The sequence below is a fragment of the uncultured Nostoc sp. genome, assembly GCF_937863485.1.
Lineage (GTDB): Bacteria > Cyanobacteriota > Cyanobacteriia > Cyanobacteriales > Nostocaceae > Nostoc.
The window spans coordinates 1-15,280 of record NZ_CALMFY010000078.1 but is presented as its reverse complement, the minus strand read 5'-3'; the positions used below and the strand labels follow the sequence as shown (position 1 = coordinate 15,280).

Below are 15,280 nucleotides of genomic sequence, written 5' to 3'. Positions count from 1 at the left end.
GCCCCTTTGGATCTACGTTCCTCAAACGCCATTTGCATCTCCCTACAGCCCTTCTCAAGACAGGAGACGCTTTTGCGTTCGGGCATCCTACGGCGGGCGCTAGCCTCTGGCAATGTGAGAAGGGGAGACGCTATCGCTAGCAAGATCCCCGTAGGGGTACAAGTTGGGAAACCCGCTTGGGCACTGTGGCTCCCCAACCTACGCAATATATTTTATGTAGCTCTAACTCAAGCGTATTGGATGGCAGAGTCGGTTAAGCTAGAAGCCCCACCTGTACGCGAAGTGTCAGGTGTGGGTACTTCGCACTAACATTAGATTATCTAGGGTAAGCAGATTACTTGTCCTAAAATTAACTTAACAAAGGCGGTAGAAAATGAGTCGCATAAATCCTTATACACTGCAATTGCAGATTACCCGAATGTTTGAGCAAGGGCAATCATTTTTTGCCACAACCAAGGTACAGGAATGGTTGAAAGAACGCAAACACAATCCAGAAGATTATGACATTATTTTCCATAAAAAACCTGCGCCTCCTGGTTCAAAAGAAGTAATGGTAGTGGAAATTGAATTACGCCGCAAAGATGGACAACCTGTAGATCCTTGGTTGCAGGAACAAGCAAATCTCCACGCCTGATTTTATCAACTAGCAATTTTCAATTTAAATTCATATTATCTTAACAGAATTTACCAAAATAGAGCGTTCCCAATTGGGGAACGCTCTTTGTTATCTTTGTATTGTTCATAAATACCTTTGGTTATTCAGTACTTGTTATGCTAAATTAATAAATAAAATGCCAACTCAATAAGCATCTAACTCTGAAATTTTAAAAGCTTCTAAATCCATAGCTAGAACGTTTAATCAGTTTAAGCTTGTTATTAATTCCTTCAACTATGCCACTAGTTGTTCCATTATCAAAATAAGTAATAATTTCATCAAACCAACGAATAATAGTGTTGTTGCTATTGGGAAAATATTTTATAGGAATTGCTGCTTACTTGGGTCATCTAGCATTAAACAAACGTCAAATTCAAATATCGAACCGCCATCTCTGCGAGAGGCTTCCGCCAACGCGCAGCGTCTTGTAAAGCCTGTGGCATAGCAACTCTTAGAGACGCTCTTGCGTTTGCTTAGGGCGCAGCCTCTCGTAGAGAAGAGAAGAAAAGAAACAGAGAATTTCAGAAATCATTTATGACTGCTATATAGATCAATACAGTTCAGTTAAGGATAATTCTAGGTTGGGTTGAACGAAGTGAAACCCAACAAATGCCTATAAATGTTGGGTTTTGTTCCTCAACCCAACCTACGCAATATATTTTTTAGGCTTAACTGAACCATATTCCTATATAGATAGCAAATTTTACTTCGTCCTCTGCACTTTTGTCCTTTCTGTGGTAGCTTGCGCTAATTCGCTACATGTGTGCATTAATCAAAATCACCCAATCAGGTGAATCAAAAGGGTGAGGTACAAGAAATATAAAATATAGTAGTTTAAGGCTAGAAATGGTTGCTTAATACACCAATTTATAGCCTCAAAAATTAGGAAGTGGATGATGACTGTAAACCAAATTATTGGATATTCACCAAATCAGATTTGTGCCAACTTTAGTAAACGTTTTTTCGCCTGGATGATGGCTCAAAGTAGCGGCACGTATGAGAAAATTGTAGGCAATCGCAAACGATCTCTTTTTGCTAATCTTCAAGGGAAGGTGTTAGAAATTGGTCCAGGAACTGGCCCTAACCTACCCTACTATCCTAAAGATATCCAGTGGATAGGAATTGAGCCAAATCCACATATGCATTCCTATCTCCAAAAACAAGCAAAAAAATTAAATTTAAACATCGACCTCCGCATAGGTAATGCTGAATGGTTAGATGCTGAAGATAACAGCATAGATACTGTTGTTAGTACCTTAGTTTTGTGTTCAGTACCGAATATAGATTCTACATTACAAGCAATTTTAAGAGTACTTAAACCAGATGGACACTTCTTATTTCTTGAACATGTTGCCGCACCTCAAAGAACTGTATTGCGACAACTACAAAGGACAATTAGTCCGATTTGGAAAGTGATAGGTGATGGTTGTCATCCAGATAGAGAAACTTGGATAGCTTTAGAAAATGCTGGTTTTGCTAGTGTGAATTATGAGCGATTTGATGCACAATTGCCGATTATTAGTCCTCATATTATTGGTGTAGCAACAAAGTGAAAGAACTTTTTGCAGTTGCTGAATAAAACGTCGGTATAAGATGAGAGCGTAGTACTGTCTCTAAACCAGGCTTGTCATATTCTTTGAGATAAGGCGATCGCAACCTGGACTACAAGCACTTCCATAATGTAATGCCACTTCAGTTAGTTTCCGAACCTTAATGTTGCTTGTCGTCTGATTTAATCCGCAGCGCATCAATCAGTGCAGCTAATGCGGGTGGAATTTGGCGGCGATTTGGATGGTAGAGATAGTAACCGGACACGATCGGACACCACTCTGCCAAGACTTGAATTAACTGACCCTCAGCCACAAGCTCGACAATTTGATGATCCTCCAAAAGATACCCAATTCCTTGTCCTGCCAATGCTGCCGCTAGAATCAGATCGCTGTCATTAAAGATGAGCGAACCATCGACTCTGACCTGAAACGATCGCCCATCTCGCTCAAACTCCCAAGGGTAGAGACTTCCAGAAGTTATGAATCGGTAATTGATGCAGCGATGTTCGGCGAGATCTTGCGGGGTCTTGGGAATCGGGTGGTGGGCAAAATAGGCGGGCGACCCAACCGTTGCCCAGCGCACCTCTGAGCTGATTCGCACTGCAATCATATCTTTAGCAACCTTCTCACCAAACCGGATGCCAGCATCGTAGCGACTCGAAACAATGTCGGTCAGTCCTTCATCGATCGTAATCTCGACGCGGATATCTGGATAGGTTTCGAGAAAACCGGGCAGCATGGGAGACAGGATCGAAGTCGCGGCGTGCTTAAACGTAGTAATACGTACTGTCCCACCAGGCTTGTCCCGCAGTTCACTCAAGGCAGTCAGTTCGGCGCTGATGTCCTCAAAGGCAGGTCGCAACGTTCTTAACAGTCGCTCACCCGCTTCAGTCGTCGAGACTTTCCGGGTTGTTCGCGCTAGCAATCGTAACCCAAGACGGTCTTCGAGCGATCGCATGGCATGGCTCAAGGCAGAGGCAGACATGCCCAACTTCGCGGCGGCGCGTGTAAAGCTCATCTCGTCGGCAACCACGACGAAGGCGGCTAAGTCGTTCAATTCATCCCGTTTCATTAGTGCATATTTTTCATCAGTTCATGCTGATTATGCCATCTAGTCAAGGAATTGCATTTGATCTATCGTTGAAGTTCAGCTAGTGTTAAAAATCGCAATACGCACTTATTTGGAACATAATGCGCTACAACAAACTAGGGTCTACAGGACTTTTCGTATCGGAACTATGTTTCGGCACCATGACCTTCGGAGGCAGAGGGCCTACTAGTGTCATCGGTAAGGTGCAGCAGACAGAAGCAGATACCTTGCTCGCGCAGGCATTTGAGGCGGGCATCAACCTGATCGACACCGCCGATATTTACTCAGAGGGTGATTCCGAGCGGATCACCGGACAAGCTTTGAAGAATTTGGGGACAAAACGCGATGAGGTGATCGTAGCGACCAAAGTATTTGGCAACATGGGTTCAAAGCCGAATCAGCAAGGATCTTCACGCGGTCATATTCTCGATGGCGCAAAGGCAAGCCTTGAACGGCTGCAATTGGAGTACATCGATCTGTATCAGCTCCACGGATTTGATCCTGCCACTCCGATTGAGGAAACCCTCGGAGCCTTGAACGATCTGGTCAGACAGGGACTGGTTCGCTACATCGGGGTTTCAAACTGGGCGGCTTGGCAGATTGCAAAGGCATTCGGCATCTCCAACCTCCACAAACTGGCAAAGTTTGCTTCGCTTCAGGCTTATTACTCGATCGCAGGTCGGGACTTGGAACGTGAGATTGTTTCGATGCTAAGTAGTGAAGATATCGGTCTGCTGGTCTGGAGTCCTCTAGCTGGAGGACTATTGAGCGGCAAATATAATCGAGAGCAGCAGGAGCATGAAGGAAGCCGCCGCACTACATTCAAGTTCCCGCCTGTGGAGATGGAGCGCGCCTACAACATTATTGATGTTTTGAAGGAGATGGCTCAACACAAACAGGTTTCTGTGGCACAACTTGCTATTGCGTGGCTCTTGCATCAGCCCCGCGTCACGAGCGTCATCCTCGGAACAAAACGGATTGAGCAGCTAACGGACAATTTGGGCGCGATCAATATTCTTCTCTCCGAAGAGGAGTTGCAATCGCTAGATCAAGTGAGCCAACTTCCTGCCGAGTACCCTGGTTGGATGCTGGACTTTTGGAGTCAAGCGAGAGTTCAGCAGTTAAAAAATTCACGCCCCGTTGTTGCAGTTAAAAGAGAAACTCCATGAACCTTACTGCTTTTCGCACCCTCGGTCGCTCTGGCTTGATTGTCAGCCCGATCGCCCTTGGCACTATGACCTTCGGCACACCGCGATGGGGTGCGCCCGACGAGGTTGCTGAGTCTATCTTTCACGCCTACGTCGATGCAGGCGGCAACTTCATTGATACGGCTGACGTGTATGCCAAGGGACGCAGCGAAGAATTGATCGGCGGCTATGTACGTGATCGCAGTCTGCGCGATCAACTGGTACTAGCAACTAAGTTCAGCTTTCACGGCGGCGAACCTAGCAATCCCAATGCAGGTGGTAACGGACGCAAGAATATCTACCGGGCGATCGAAGGGTCACTGCGCCGACTGCAAACCGACTACATCGACCTCTACTGGATGCATGTTTGGGATCTGGTGACACCCGTTGAAGAAGTCTTACAGTCGCTAGGTGATCTCGTCCGCGCGGGTAAGATCCGCTACTTTGGATTTTCAGACTTACCTGCCTGGTACGCCACCAAAGCCGTCACACTAGCGTCAGCACACAACCTTCCCGCACCGATCGCCCTACAGCTTGAGTACTCGCTCGTCGAGCGCAGCATCGAGCGCGAACATTTGCCTGCGGCGCGCGATGGTGGACTTGGTGTGTGTCCTTGGAGTCCTCTAGCAGGCGGCTTTCTGGCGGGTAAGTACCAGCGTGCAGATGCAGGAGCCACTGGAGAGGGGCGGCTTGGCGGCAGTAATCCGTTTGGCAACACAAAATTTACTGAGCGCAACTGGCGCGTACTCGACACCCTCCGGATAGTAGCGGCACAGGTCGATTGCCCACTGGTGCAGGTTGCCCTTGCCTGGGTCTTGGCGCAGTCCGGCGTTACCTCGCCCATTCTGGGTGCCAGCAAGCTAGAGCAACTGCACGACAACCTGTCCTCGCTAGAGATTCGCCTCACCCCCGAACAGTTTCAGATGCTAGACGAGAGCAGTGCGCTCGACCCCGCCTATCCCTACGGCATGTTCACGAGCGAGGTGAACCGTAGCATCTTTGGCGGCGTGATCGTTCAGGGTTGGTAAGTCTTGCAAAGAGCGATCGCACAGTCTTTGTTCTACAAAAGCCAAAATCATCACGCTACTGCGTGAGTTCTTAGCCCTCTTTGGGCTAACTTCATTAATTGACACTCCCCATTTTAGTAGTACCTTGAAGATGGGGATTCTACACTAATTTTGAGGATGATCTAGGAGAGATTGTTGAGACTGATGTACCTAGTACGTCACGGCGTAAATAGAGCAACCATTTAAAATCCCTAAAAAGCCCACTCGCTTTGCTCGAAGTCAAAAGTTAAAAGTCAAAAGTCAAAAAAAGGATTTTGACTTTGGGTTCTAATTGTTGACCTTTGACTTCCCCAAAGGGGCTGACTTTTGACTTTTTACTTCCGCCTTGCGGTACTAGCTCTGTAACCTTTCTTCCATCCCAACGTTGCCCTGTAAGCCGCCTGTGTGTACCAGCAGCAAGCGATCGCCTTTAGAAAAAAATCCTTGCTGTAGTAAATCCATTACTCCGTAAAACATTTTTGCGGTATATACGTAATCAAGAGGTACGCCATGTTCCTCGCTGAACTGTAGCAGCTCATCGTTTACCTTTGCATAGCCGCCAAAGTGGTAATCGCACACTAATTCCCAAGATGCCGGACTATATGCTGCGGGTAAACCAGAGGCGAGGTAATTTGTCAGCAGACTTTCGATTTCTTGTGCCAGAAATGCCCCGTTTTTCAATACTGGAAAAGCGATCGCTCTTTGTCCTTGATGCAACGAAAGCGCAATACCAGCCACTGTGGTAGCCGTACCGCAAGCTACGCATATATGATCAAATGCGTAGGCGTAGCCAGCCGTAGGCATCGTATCACCAATTATCTCCGTGCAGCCGCGCACACCATTTAAATTACTCCCACCTTCGGGAATGATAAACACCTTACCGAAACGTTGTTGCAGATATTCCTGTAGCGCTGCTGTGTTGCGTTGTCGATACATCTCACGGTTCAGATACACAAGCTGCATACCCTGCTGTACAGCAAAACTCAGCGTCGGATTCAATGGTAGCCTCTCCTCTCCACGAATTACACCAATAGTGCGAAAACCGAAAAGATTACCAGCAGCCGCAGTTGCATAGATGTGATTGGAATAAGCGCCGCCAAAGGTGAGTAACCTTGTGAAATTTTTCTGCTTGGCCTCCAAAAGGTTGTACTTTAGCTTGAACCACTTGTTGCCATTAACCCATCGGTGCATCAGATCGAGGCGCAGTACATACAGATCAACACCAGCGTGGTGGACAATTTCGCTGTTGATTTGTTGTAGAGGAGGAGAAATAAAAGTTAACGACATGCCTAAACATTCTAACTTAGTATTTTCATTTTCTCACATTCATTATTAAAGATAAAAGTAATGATAAACATCGAGTAATTCCAATGGTAAATCAATCTAAATGACTAATAAATCTTTCTGATGATTAGCTTTAGAAATTAACATTTTACTAATTGAGTATTTCAGGTAAATATAATAAACATAACTCTCGCTTCAAATAATAATATTTTTGGAGAAAACAAATGGTTGCAATCATCCAGCCCACTCAAGTTACTCCCAACCCAGGACGTTTGACGATTCAAACTGTTGAAATTGCTCATAAAACGACTGCTATCCGTTGTCTCGACTGGGATAGAGAACGTTTTGATATCGAGTTTGGTTTACGGAATGGGACGACCTATAATTCTTTCTTAATTCAAGGAGAAAAAGTTGCTTTAATTGACACATCTCACCGCAAGTTTGAGCAGCTATATCTTGAGATACTGCTGGGATTAATTGATCCGACTAAAATAGATTACTTGATTATTAGTCATACAGAACCCGATCACAGTGGCTTAGTGAAAAATATTTTGCAATTAGCTCCCTCCATTACTATTGTCGGTGCTAAGGTAGCTATTCAATTTTTAGAAAATATGGTTCACCAGCCTTTTAAATCAATGCAGGTGAAAAGTGGACAGCTATTAGATTTAGGCAAGGGACACCAATTAGAATTTGTTTCTGCACCTAACTTACACTGGCCTGACACAATCTTCACTTATGACCACAAAACTTGCACTCTCTACACCTGTGATGTGTTTGGGATGCACTACTGTGATGACCACACCTATGATGAAAATCTTACCTCAATAGAGGAGGATTTTAAATATTACTATGATTGTCTTATGGGCCCCAATGCCCGATCTGTTCTGGCAGCTTTAAAGCGGATTGAAAAGTTAGAAATAGGAACAGTTGCCACAGGACATGGCCCCTTATTACAAAACTATATATCGGAATGGCTTGGACGGTATCAAAACTGGAGTTTAGAACAAGCAAAAACAGAGACTTTAGTGGCTCTATTTTATGTTGAAGATTATGGGCATAGCGAGCAGTTAGTCCGTAGTATAGCTCATGGATGTACGAAAACAGGTGTGGCAGTAGAATTATTTCCTCTCAATAGTTCTGAGCCTCAAGAAGTTCGAGAATTAGTTGCCCAATCTTCTGGTTTAGTAATTGCAATGCCACCCCAATCTTCGGTGATGGCTCAAGCTTCTTTAAGTACAATTTTAGCTGCTGTTCACAAGAAACAGACAATTGGTTTATTAGAGTCGGGAGGGGGAGAAGATGAACCCCTTTACCCTTTACGTAATAAGTTTCAAGAACTAGGATTAACTGAAGCTTTTCCACCTATATTAGTTAAGGAAATTCCTACCCAAACAATGGAACAGCTTTGTGATGAAGCGGGGATAGATATGGGTCAATGGCTAAATCGCGATCGCACCATTAAACAGATCAAATCCATCAATACCGAGCTAGAAAAAGCTTTAGGGCGTATTAGCACAGGATTATACATTATCACCGCCAAAAAAGGAGAAATTCAGAGTGCTATGTTGGCCTCTTGGGTGACACAAGCGAGTCTTGAGCCTTTAGGAGTAGCGATCGCAGTATCCAAAGATCGGGCAATTGAATCTTTGATGCATGTTAGCGATCGCTTTGTTTTAAACGTTTTAGAAGAAGGTAAATATCAAGGATTAATGAAACATTTTCTGAAGCGTTTTGCTCCTGGTGCAGACCGCTTTGCCGGAGTGAAAACATATCCAGCAAACAATGAATCGCCCGTTTTAGCTGAAGCCCTAGCTTATATGGAATGTGAAATCACTAGCCGCATGGACTGTGGAGATCATTGGGTAATTTATAGCACAGTTCAAACTGGAAGAGTTGCCAAGTTAAATGCACTTACCGCCGCTCATCACCGCAAAATTGGCAATCATTACTAAATAGGGCATTGGTCATTCTCCTTGTCCTTTTGCCTCCCTTATTTGCCCGACTTTTCCTGCTTCTTATAGACGCGATTCATCGCGTCTCTACCCACTCTTGTACAGACGCGATGAATCGCGTCTCCCAAAAAACTATGTATAAATCTGTTGAAAATACCTCAATTACCATGTACGAAATAAATCGGGGGCGCGTCGTACGAACCTTGGAATTTATCCAAGATGTAATTGTAATTTCTTTGTGTATCGGTTTATTTTGCTTCATGGTGCTTCAGGTGAGAGATATGTTTCTCTCCTTACTTCCGCCTCTGGATTTTCATGCTGTTACTGCCGATATTCTCTTTTTACTCATCTTAGTTGAGTTATTCCGACTGCTGATTATTTACCTACAGGAACATCGAGTATCTATTGGGGTAGCTGTTGAAGTTTCCATTGTTTCTGCTTTGCGAGAAGTCATTGTGAAAGGGGTTTTAGAAACAAGTTGGAGTCAAGTTTTAGCAACTTGTGCCTTTTTATTAGTGCTGGGAATACTACTGTTTCTCAGAGTTTGGCTACCCCCCACCTTTGAAGGTATCGACCCGGAACACGAAGCATCTAAACGTTATAGAAATCTAGCCAAGTCTGAATTAACACAAACCAATAGTCATTAGGAACTAGCAGGGGGAGTAGGAAAGGCAGACAGAGAAAGAACTATTAATTATTGATCCATTCCCAATGCCCAATCTCCAATCCCCAATCCCCAATACCCAATGCCCCATGCCCAATTAAGAGAGGTTATTATGTCTGCTGCCACATTAACGCCCAACCATAGCAGAGATGTACAAGTTGCTGAAATTGGTAAAAATACTCTGATTCTGCGATCGCGGACTTGGGACAGACTAAAATTTGAGGTGGAGTATTCGCACCAAAAAGGAACTACAGCGAATTCTTATCTGATTCAAGCTGATAAAAAAGCTTTAATTGACCCTCCCGGCGAATCTTTTACCGAAATTTACCTTGAGCAACTAGCACAACATCTAGATTTTATCTCCCTCGATTACATTGTTCTGAGTCATGTCAACCCGAACCGCAGAGCAACCTTGCAAGTATTGCTCTCTCTGGTTCCTCAAGCCACTCTTATTTGTTCTCGTCCCGCCGCCAATGCTCTAAAAACTGCCTTTCCCGAATTTGAATCACCTATTCAAGCGATGCGATCGCAAGATACTTTAGATTTAGGACAAGGACATCTTCTATCATTTATCACTGTACCAACTCCCCGTTGGGCGGATGGACTTTGTACCTATGATTCCGCCACAAAAATTCTCTACACAGACAAACTTTTCGGCGCTCATATTTGCGAAGATACTTTGTTTGATGAAGATTGGAAGGGATTAGATGCGGAACGTCGTTACTATTTTGAATGTCTCCATGCACCCCAAGCTAAACAAGTTGAAGTAGCCTTAGATAAATTGTCAGTTTTGGGAGCCAGATGTTATGCCCCAGCACACGGCCCAGTTGTCCGTTACAGCCTGAGTCGTTTTACCTATGATTATCGTCAATGGTGTCAAGGACAAAAATCTCAGGAGTTGAGCGTTGCTTTGCTTTATGCTTCTGCTTATGGTAATACAGCAACTCTAGCGAATGCGATCGCTCAAGGTTTGATCCAAAATGGAGTTAATGTAGAATCAATCAACTGTGAACTAGCCGATTCTGCGGAGATTAACCGCATTGTTGAAATTTGCGATGGCTTGATTATCGGCTCACCCACCTTAGGCGGCCATGCACCGACTCAAATTCAAACTGCTTTAGGAATCGTCCTCTCGGCGACGGCTAAAACTAAGTTAGCAGGGGTATTTGGTTCCTACGGTTGGAGTGGAGAAGCAATTGATTTACTAGAAAGCAAGCTCACAGATGCAAATTATCAATTAGGGTTTGAAACAATTCGGGTGCGTTTTAGCCCTACTCCTGAAATTCTTCAGCAGTGTCAAGAAGCGGGTGCTTCCTTTGCCCAAAACTTGAAGAAAACTAAAAAACTGCGAACTTCCCGTCAGGTTGTGACAGAAACTCATGTAGATCGTACCGAACAAGCGGTGGGGCGGATCATTGGTTCTCTGTGTGTTGTGACAACTCGTGATCAAGAAACCCACAAAGGGGTTTTAACTTCTTGGATATCTCAGGCAACTTTTAACCCACCAGGAATTATGATTGCGATTGCTCAGGAGCAGAATGCAGATTTAATGCATCATCCTGGTGATAAATTTGTGCTGAATATCCTCAAAGAAGGAAGAAATGTACGACGATATTTTTCTCGTCATAGCACTTTAGGAGATAATCCCTTTGCAAATCTTGCCACACAAACTGCTCTTAATGGTTGTTTGATTCTAAATGAGGCATTAGCCTATTTAGAATGTACGGTGCAAAATCAGCTTGAATGTGGCGATAGATGGTTAATTTATGCCGTCATCAATCACGGTGAAGTGTTGGAAAATGATGGTGTCACTGCTTTAGAGCATCGGAAATCTGGCAGCTATTATTAACCTGACTTTTCACGGTATGTGAAAAACCTCTCTCTAAATCTCTCTCCTAAAAGGAGAAAGACTTTGAATTTTCCCCTTCCCGCGTCGGGAAGGGGGTTAGGGGGTTAGGTTTTTCGTGGGCTTTCCTACATAACGTGAAAAGTCAGGTACACACAAGTTTTTTAGAGTTGCAATGCGATTGTTTTGGCTGACAATGCCATTGTTTCGGCTGACAATGCCATTGTTTCGGCTGACAATGCGATTGTTTCGACTGACAATGCGATTGTTTCGGCTGACAATACGATTGTTTCGGCTGACAATGGCATTGTTTCAACTGACAATGCCATTGTTTTGACTGATAATGCGATTGTTTCGACTGACAATGCTAAACTTTTCACGGAATCTGCAAAACCTCACTTGCATTCCTCTCTCCTCTTAAGACTACGGTGTACACACAAGTTAAATTACCCCTCTCAATCCCCCCGATGTATTGGGGGGAAGCCGGAAATCCAGTTCCCTCCCCTTTACAAGGGGAGGGTTAGGGTGGGGTAAAAACCAGATTCGTAAACTACTTCAGACTTGTGTGTACACTGTAGCCTCTTAAGAGGAGAGAGGGTTTTATTTTTCACCTTTTTCTAGTACGGAAGCAAGCTTGGGTTAAGTTTTTCAGGAACTTTACCCATTGTCGGCGAATCTTAGTGCCAATCCCCCATGCTGAATATCGTGATCTAATATTGTTGGGTATCCTATAAATTACGATCGCTTGATACCGATGATTGAAGTTGAGCATCTAAGTAAAATATACGGTTCCACCCCAGCGATTAGTGATGTCACTTTTAGCGTCGAGCCAGGGGAGATTTTAGGGCTTCTGGGGCCCAATGGCGCTGGTAAAACTACAACCATGCGGATTCTGGCTGGTTATTTACCGGCAACGAATGGTAATGCCCGGATTGCTGGTTATGATGTCCATGAAAATTCTCTGGCTGTGCGCCAACGAATAGGTTATTTACCGGAAACACCACCGTTATATCCAGAAATGACGGTGGAGGGATTTTTGCATTTTGTAGCACGAATTAAGGGAGTTCCAGCAGGCGATCGCACCAATAAGGTAATAGCCGCTATCGAACGCTGCAACTTAGGAGATAAGCGGCGGGTAATTATTCGCAAACTTTCTAAAGGATATCGCCAAAGGGTAGGAATTGCTCAAGCGATCGTCCACGATCCACCAGCGATCATTTTGGATGAACCCACTGTCGGACTCGATCCTCGACAAATAATTGAGGTGCGGAATTTAATTAAAAGCCTCGCTGGGACTCACACAATTATTCTTTCCACGCACATTCTGCCAGAAGTTAGCATGACTTGTAGCCGTGTAGCCATCATCAATAAAGGCAAAGTTGTGGCAACTAATACACCAGAAAACCTGATGACCCAGTTGACAGGTGGTTCGGGATATGAATTGGAAATAGAAGGAGAAGCTGCCTTAGCCAAACAAGTATTGCAAAAAGTCGCGGGTGTGAGTTTGATAGAATCAATTGCGACGGGAATACACGGTTATCAACCACAGGCAAATCGCGCTTACCTGCGGGTGATATCGCAACCGGGAAAAGAACCAGGAAAGGATATTGCCACAACATTAGTGCGTGCAGGATTCGGTTTACATGAACTGCGGCGTGTTAACGCCACCTTAGAAGATGTGTTCTTGCAACTGACCACAGAAGAAAAGAATTTCGATACTGAGGTAAACTTAGCAGACAACGAAGGAGAGGCAGCGTAAATGGGTATAGTACTGAGTAATATTATTGCCATTTATCGCCGAGAGTTACAGAGTTATTTTGTATCGCCTTTGGCTTATGCGATCGCAGGCATATTTTGGTTACTCGCGGGGTTATTCTTCGTGATGATTTTGCTAGGGCCAGATGGCATATTGGTAGGAGTCGCGGCAATAGATTCACAAGGACAACAACTAGGAGTGCCAGTACCGCCGATAGATGTCCCCTATGAATTTGTCAAGGTATTTTTGGAGCGTATGGAGTGGCTATTGCTGTTTATCCTGCCAATTTTCTCAATGGGACTCTATGCCGAAGAACGTAAGCGGGGCACTTTAGAACTGTTAGCCACGTCACCAATCACCAATTGGGCGGTAGCTGTAGGTAAGTTATTAGGCGTGCTAACATTTTTCATCACGATAATTGCACCTATGCTAGTGTTTGAAGCGATCGCCATCAGCGGATCAAATCCACCAATGGCGCTCTCAATTCCCTTGCTGGGTCATTTTGGATTAATCTTGCTAGCAGGGGCAATTTTATCTTTAGGAATGTTTATTTCCTCCTTAACAGACAGCACAATTCTGTCTGCTGTTCTCACATTTGCAGCAGTTTTATTGTTGTTATTGATTGATTTAATCGCTAAAATTATCCCTGGCCCGGTGGGTGAAGCCTTAGGTTATCTCTCGTTGCTGAAACATTACAACACCTTAATTCAAGGCATTTTTGATACCAGCGCTTTGATTTTATTCGCCAGTTACATTTTTTTGGGCATCTTTCTCACAGCTCAATCAATTGATGCACTGCGCTTTCAAAGGCAGTAATCATATAAGTTATGAGTTAAAAGTTATGAGTTAGGAGTTAAAACTCATAACTCCTAACTTCTCACTTTAGTCTAAATAATATGAAGATAGTTGCAAAAAAGAAACTGTGGAAATATCTATTTTGGTTGGGCCCGTTCCTAATTAGTGTCGGCTTAACAGTTGGGTTAGTCTCTCAACAGTGGGGACTAATTCCATTAGCATTTATGATTACAGGACTTGTCATCAGTGGGTTGGGGATAATATGGCAAAGCTACCAGAGTAACTGGTGGAGGCGTCGTTCTACCCAAGCTGGGACTAATGCCCTAGTGGCAACTCTAGCAGTGTTGGCAATTTTGGGATTGATTAATTTTTTGGGAACTCGCTACCACTTGCGGACAGATTTAACAGAAACTCAATTATTTACCCTTGCGCCCCAGTCACGGGAATTGGTGAGTGTTTTACCACAGCCAGTTAAGGTGTGGGTGTTTGATATTAACCAGAATCCCCAAGACCGAGAATTGCTAGAAAATTATCAGCGGCAAAGCTCAAAATTTAAATATGAGTACATCGACCCCCAAACTAGACCAGGACTTGCAGAAAAGTTTGGCGTTAAAGATTATGGGGAAGTTTATTTAGAATCTGGGGATAAACGGCAATTAGTACAAACAGTAAATGAAAATGAACGCCTGTCGGAAGTCAGATTAACTAGTCGCCTGCAACAACTAACAAATTCAACTACAGCCAAAGTTTACTTACTCCAAGGTCATGGCGAACGCCAACTTTCGCCTGGTAAAGGTGCAATATCACAAGCAATTCAGGGATTAGGCGACAAAAATTTCACAACATCACCGCTGAATTTAGGAGAAACTTCCAAAGTTCCTGAAGATGCCACTGTGGTGATCGTGGCTGGCCCCAAGCGAGGGCTGTTTGAAGGCGAAGTCAAAGCCTTACAAGAGTATCTTAATCGCGGCGGTAACTTACTGCTGATGATTGATCCTAATACCGATCCCAAAGTTGACAGTTTACTACAAGAGTGGGGTATTCGTTTGGATAATCGTTTAGCAGTCGATGTTTCTGGCGAAAGTGTCGTGGGACTTGGCCCTGCTACGCCCTTAGTCACAGAATACGGACAACATCCGATTACCAAAGATTTCCGTAACGGCAATTCTTTTTATCCGATTGCCCGACCCCTGGAAATTAGCTCTGTGCCTGGTGTTGAGGCTACTCCACTGCTGCGAACCAAACCCTATCCCAAAAGCTGGGCAGAAAGCGACCTCCAAAGCGAAAAATTGGAGTTTAATGCAGATAAAGACCTGAAAGGACCTCTAACCTTAGGCGTAGCCTTAACAAGAAAAGCAGCTAAATCTGCTTCCACTCCCCAAGCTGCACCGACACCTTCACCCCTACCATCACCAAGCACTCAAAGCAAGGCTTCCCCTGCTCTCCCTCCCC

General features: G+C 44.4%; 14 protein-coding genes and 1 pseudogene. 11 read left to right on the top strand and 4 right to left on the bottom strand.

Annotated elements, in window-relative coordinates:
- The first annotated feature begins 72 nt into the window (after positions 1–72).
- On the top strand, positions 73–309 hold the full coding sequence (locus Q0541_RS10710; protein WP_298909438.1) for a hypothetical protein: 237 nt from the start codon (positions 73–75) through the stop codon (positions 307–309).
- A gap of 64 nt (positions 310–373) precedes the next feature.
- Positions 374–634 (top strand): hypothetical protein, encoded by a 261-nt coding sequence (locus Q0541_RS10705; protein ID WP_273764067.1) that lies wholly within the window; start codon positions 374–376, stop codon positions 632–634.
- Between the two features lie 190 nt (positions 635–824).
- Here Q0541_RS10705 and Q0541_RS10700 read toward each other — a convergent pair.
- Positions 825–974, bottom strand: a pseudogene (locus Q0541_RS10700) (transposase); the annotation flags it as partial.
- A 574-nt stretch (positions 975–1,548) separates the two neighbouring features.
- Here Q0541_RS10700 and Q0541_RS10695 point away from each other — a divergent pair.
- Entirely contained in the window at positions 1,549–2,208 is a 660-nt protein-coding gene (locus tag Q0541_RS10695) for a class I SAM-dependent methyltransferase (RefSeq protein WP_298909431.1), read from the top strand.
- A 157-nt stretch (positions 2,209–2,365) separates the two neighbouring features.
- On the opposite strand, the gene Q0541_RS10690 is transcribed toward Q0541_RS10695, so the two are convergent.
- The gene (locus Q0541_RS10690; protein ID WP_298909427.1) at positions 2,366–3,277 is read right to left on the bottom strand and encodes a LysR family transcriptional regulator; all 912 of its coding nucleotides are present in this window, start codon (positions 3,275–3,277) and stop codon (positions 2,366–2,368) included.
- Between the two features lie 119 nt (positions 3,278–3,396).
- Between Q0541_RS10690 and Q0541_RS10685 the strand changes: the two genes are divergently transcribed.
- Entirely contained in the window at positions 3,397–4,464 is a 1,068-nt protein-coding gene (locus Q0541_RS10685; RefSeq protein WP_298909423.1) for an aldo/keto reductase, read from the top strand.
- Positions 4,461–5,510 (top strand): aldo/keto reductase, encoded by a 1,050-nt coding sequence (locus Q0541_RS10680; protein ID WP_298909420.1) that lies wholly within the window; start codon positions 4,461–4,463, stop codon positions 5,508–5,510. Before Q0541_RS10685 ends, Q0541_RS10680 begins: the two co-directional genes overlap by 4 nt.
- A gap of 372 nt (positions 5,511–5,882) precedes the next feature.
- On the opposite strand, the gene Q0541_RS10675 is transcribed toward Q0541_RS10680, so the two are convergent.
- Positions 5,883–6,815 (bottom strand): 1-aminocyclopropane-1-carboxylate deaminase/D-cysteine desulfhydrase, encoded by a 933-nt coding sequence (locus Q0541_RS10675; RefSeq protein ID WP_298909417.1) that lies wholly within the window; start codon positions 6,813–6,815, stop codon positions 5,883–5,885.
- A 221-nt stretch (positions 6,816–7,036) separates the two neighbouring features.
- Here Q0541_RS10675 and Q0541_RS10670 point away from each other — a divergent pair, with 221 nt between their 5' ends.
- From Q0541_RS10670 to Q0541_RS10660, 3 genes are all read left to right on the top strand, one after another.
- Positions 7,037–8,767, top strand: a complete 1,731-nt coding sequence (locus Q0541_RS10670) for a diflavin flavoprotein (protein ID WP_298909413.1) — start codon at positions 7,037–7,039, stop codon at positions 8,765–8,767.
- Between the two features lie 134 nt (positions 8,768–8,901).
- Positions 8,902–9,414, top strand: coding sequence for a phosphate-starvation-inducible PsiE family protein (locus tag Q0541_RS10665; protein WP_298909411.1), 513 nt, complete (start codon positions 8,902–8,904; stop codon positions 9,412–9,414).
- Between the two features lie 129 nt (positions 9,415–9,543).
- Entirely contained in the window at positions 9,544–11,280 is a 1,737-nt protein-coding gene (locus tag Q0541_RS10660; RefSeq protein WP_298909408.1) for a diflavin flavoprotein, read from the top strand.
- Positions 11,281–11,441: 161 nt separating this feature from the next.
- Here the strand turns inward: Q0541_RS10660 and Q0541_RS10655 are convergent, their stop codons facing one another.
- On the bottom strand, positions 11,442–11,642 hold the full coding sequence (locus Q0541_RS10655) for a hypothetical protein (protein ID WP_298909406.1): 201 nt from the start codon (positions 11,640–11,642) through the stop codon (positions 11,442–11,444).
- A gap of 389 nt (positions 11,643–12,031) precedes the next feature.
- On the opposite strand from Q0541_RS10655, the gene Q0541_RS10650 reads away from it, so the two are divergent.
- From Q0541_RS10650 to Q0541_RS10640, 3 genes are all read left to right on the top strand, one after another.
- The gene (locus Q0541_RS10650) at positions 12,032–13,036 is read left to right on the top strand and encodes an ABC transporter ATP-binding protein (RefSeq protein ID WP_298909404.1); all 1,005 of its coding nucleotides are present in this window, start codon (positions 12,032–12,034) and stop codon (positions 13,034–13,036) included.
- Complete coding sequence (locus Q0541_RS10645) at positions 13,037–13,849, top strand: ABC transporter permease (RefSeq protein ID WP_298909402.1); 813 nt, start codon at positions 13,037–13,039, stop codon at positions 13,847–13,849.
- An 80-nt stretch (positions 13,850–13,929) separates the two neighbouring features.
- Positions 13,930–15,280, top strand: a 1,351-nt coding sequence (locus tag Q0541_RS10640) for a Gldg family protein (protein WP_298909400.1), incomplete at its 3' end; no start/stop codon positions are given.

Bases quoted from the DNA above. Each gene is read 5' to 3' on its own strand.
- Q0541_RS10665 (WP_298909411.1), top strand. From the start codon at position 8,902: ATGTATAAATCTGTTGAAAATACCTCAATTACCATGTACGAAATAAAT.
- Q0541_RS10670 (WP_298909413.1), top strand. From the start codon at position 7,037: ATGGTTGCAATCATCCAGCCCACTCAAGTTACTCCCAACCCAGGACGT.
- Q0541_RS10660 (WP_298909408.1), top strand. From the start codon at position 9,544: ATGTCTGCTGCCACATTAACGCCCAACCATAGCAGAGATGTACAAGTT.
- Q0541_RS10685 (WP_298909423.1), top strand. From the start codon at position 3,397: ATGCGCTACAACAAACTAGGGTCTACAGGACTTTTCGTATCGGAACTA.
- Q0541_RS10680 (WP_298909420.1), top strand. From the start codon at position 4,461: ATGAACCTTACTGCTTTTCGCACCCTCGGTCGCTCTGGCTTGATTGTC.
- Q0541_RS10690 (WP_298909427.1), bottom strand. From the start codon at position 3,277: ATGAAACGGGATGAATTGAACGACTTAGCCGCCTTCGTCGTGGTTGCC.
- Q0541_RS10645 (WP_298909402.1), top strand. From the start codon at position 13,037: ATGGGTATAGTACTGAGTAATATTATTGCCATTTATCGCCGAGAGTTA.
- Q0541_RS10705 (WP_273764067.1), top strand. From the start codon at position 374: ATGAGTCGCATAAATCCTTATACACTGCAATTGCAGATTACCCGAATG.
- Q0541_RS10695 (WP_298909431.1), top strand. From the start codon at position 1,549: ATGATGACTGTAAACCAAATTATTGGATATTCACCAAATCAGATTTGT.
- Q0541_RS10675 (WP_298909417.1), bottom strand. From the start codon at position 6,815: ATGTCGTTAACTTTTATTTCTCCTCCTCTACAACAAATCAACAGCGAA.
- Q0541_RS10650 (WP_298909404.1), top strand. From the start codon at position 12,032: ATGATTGAAGTTGAGCATCTAAGTAAAATATACGGTTCCACCCCAGCG.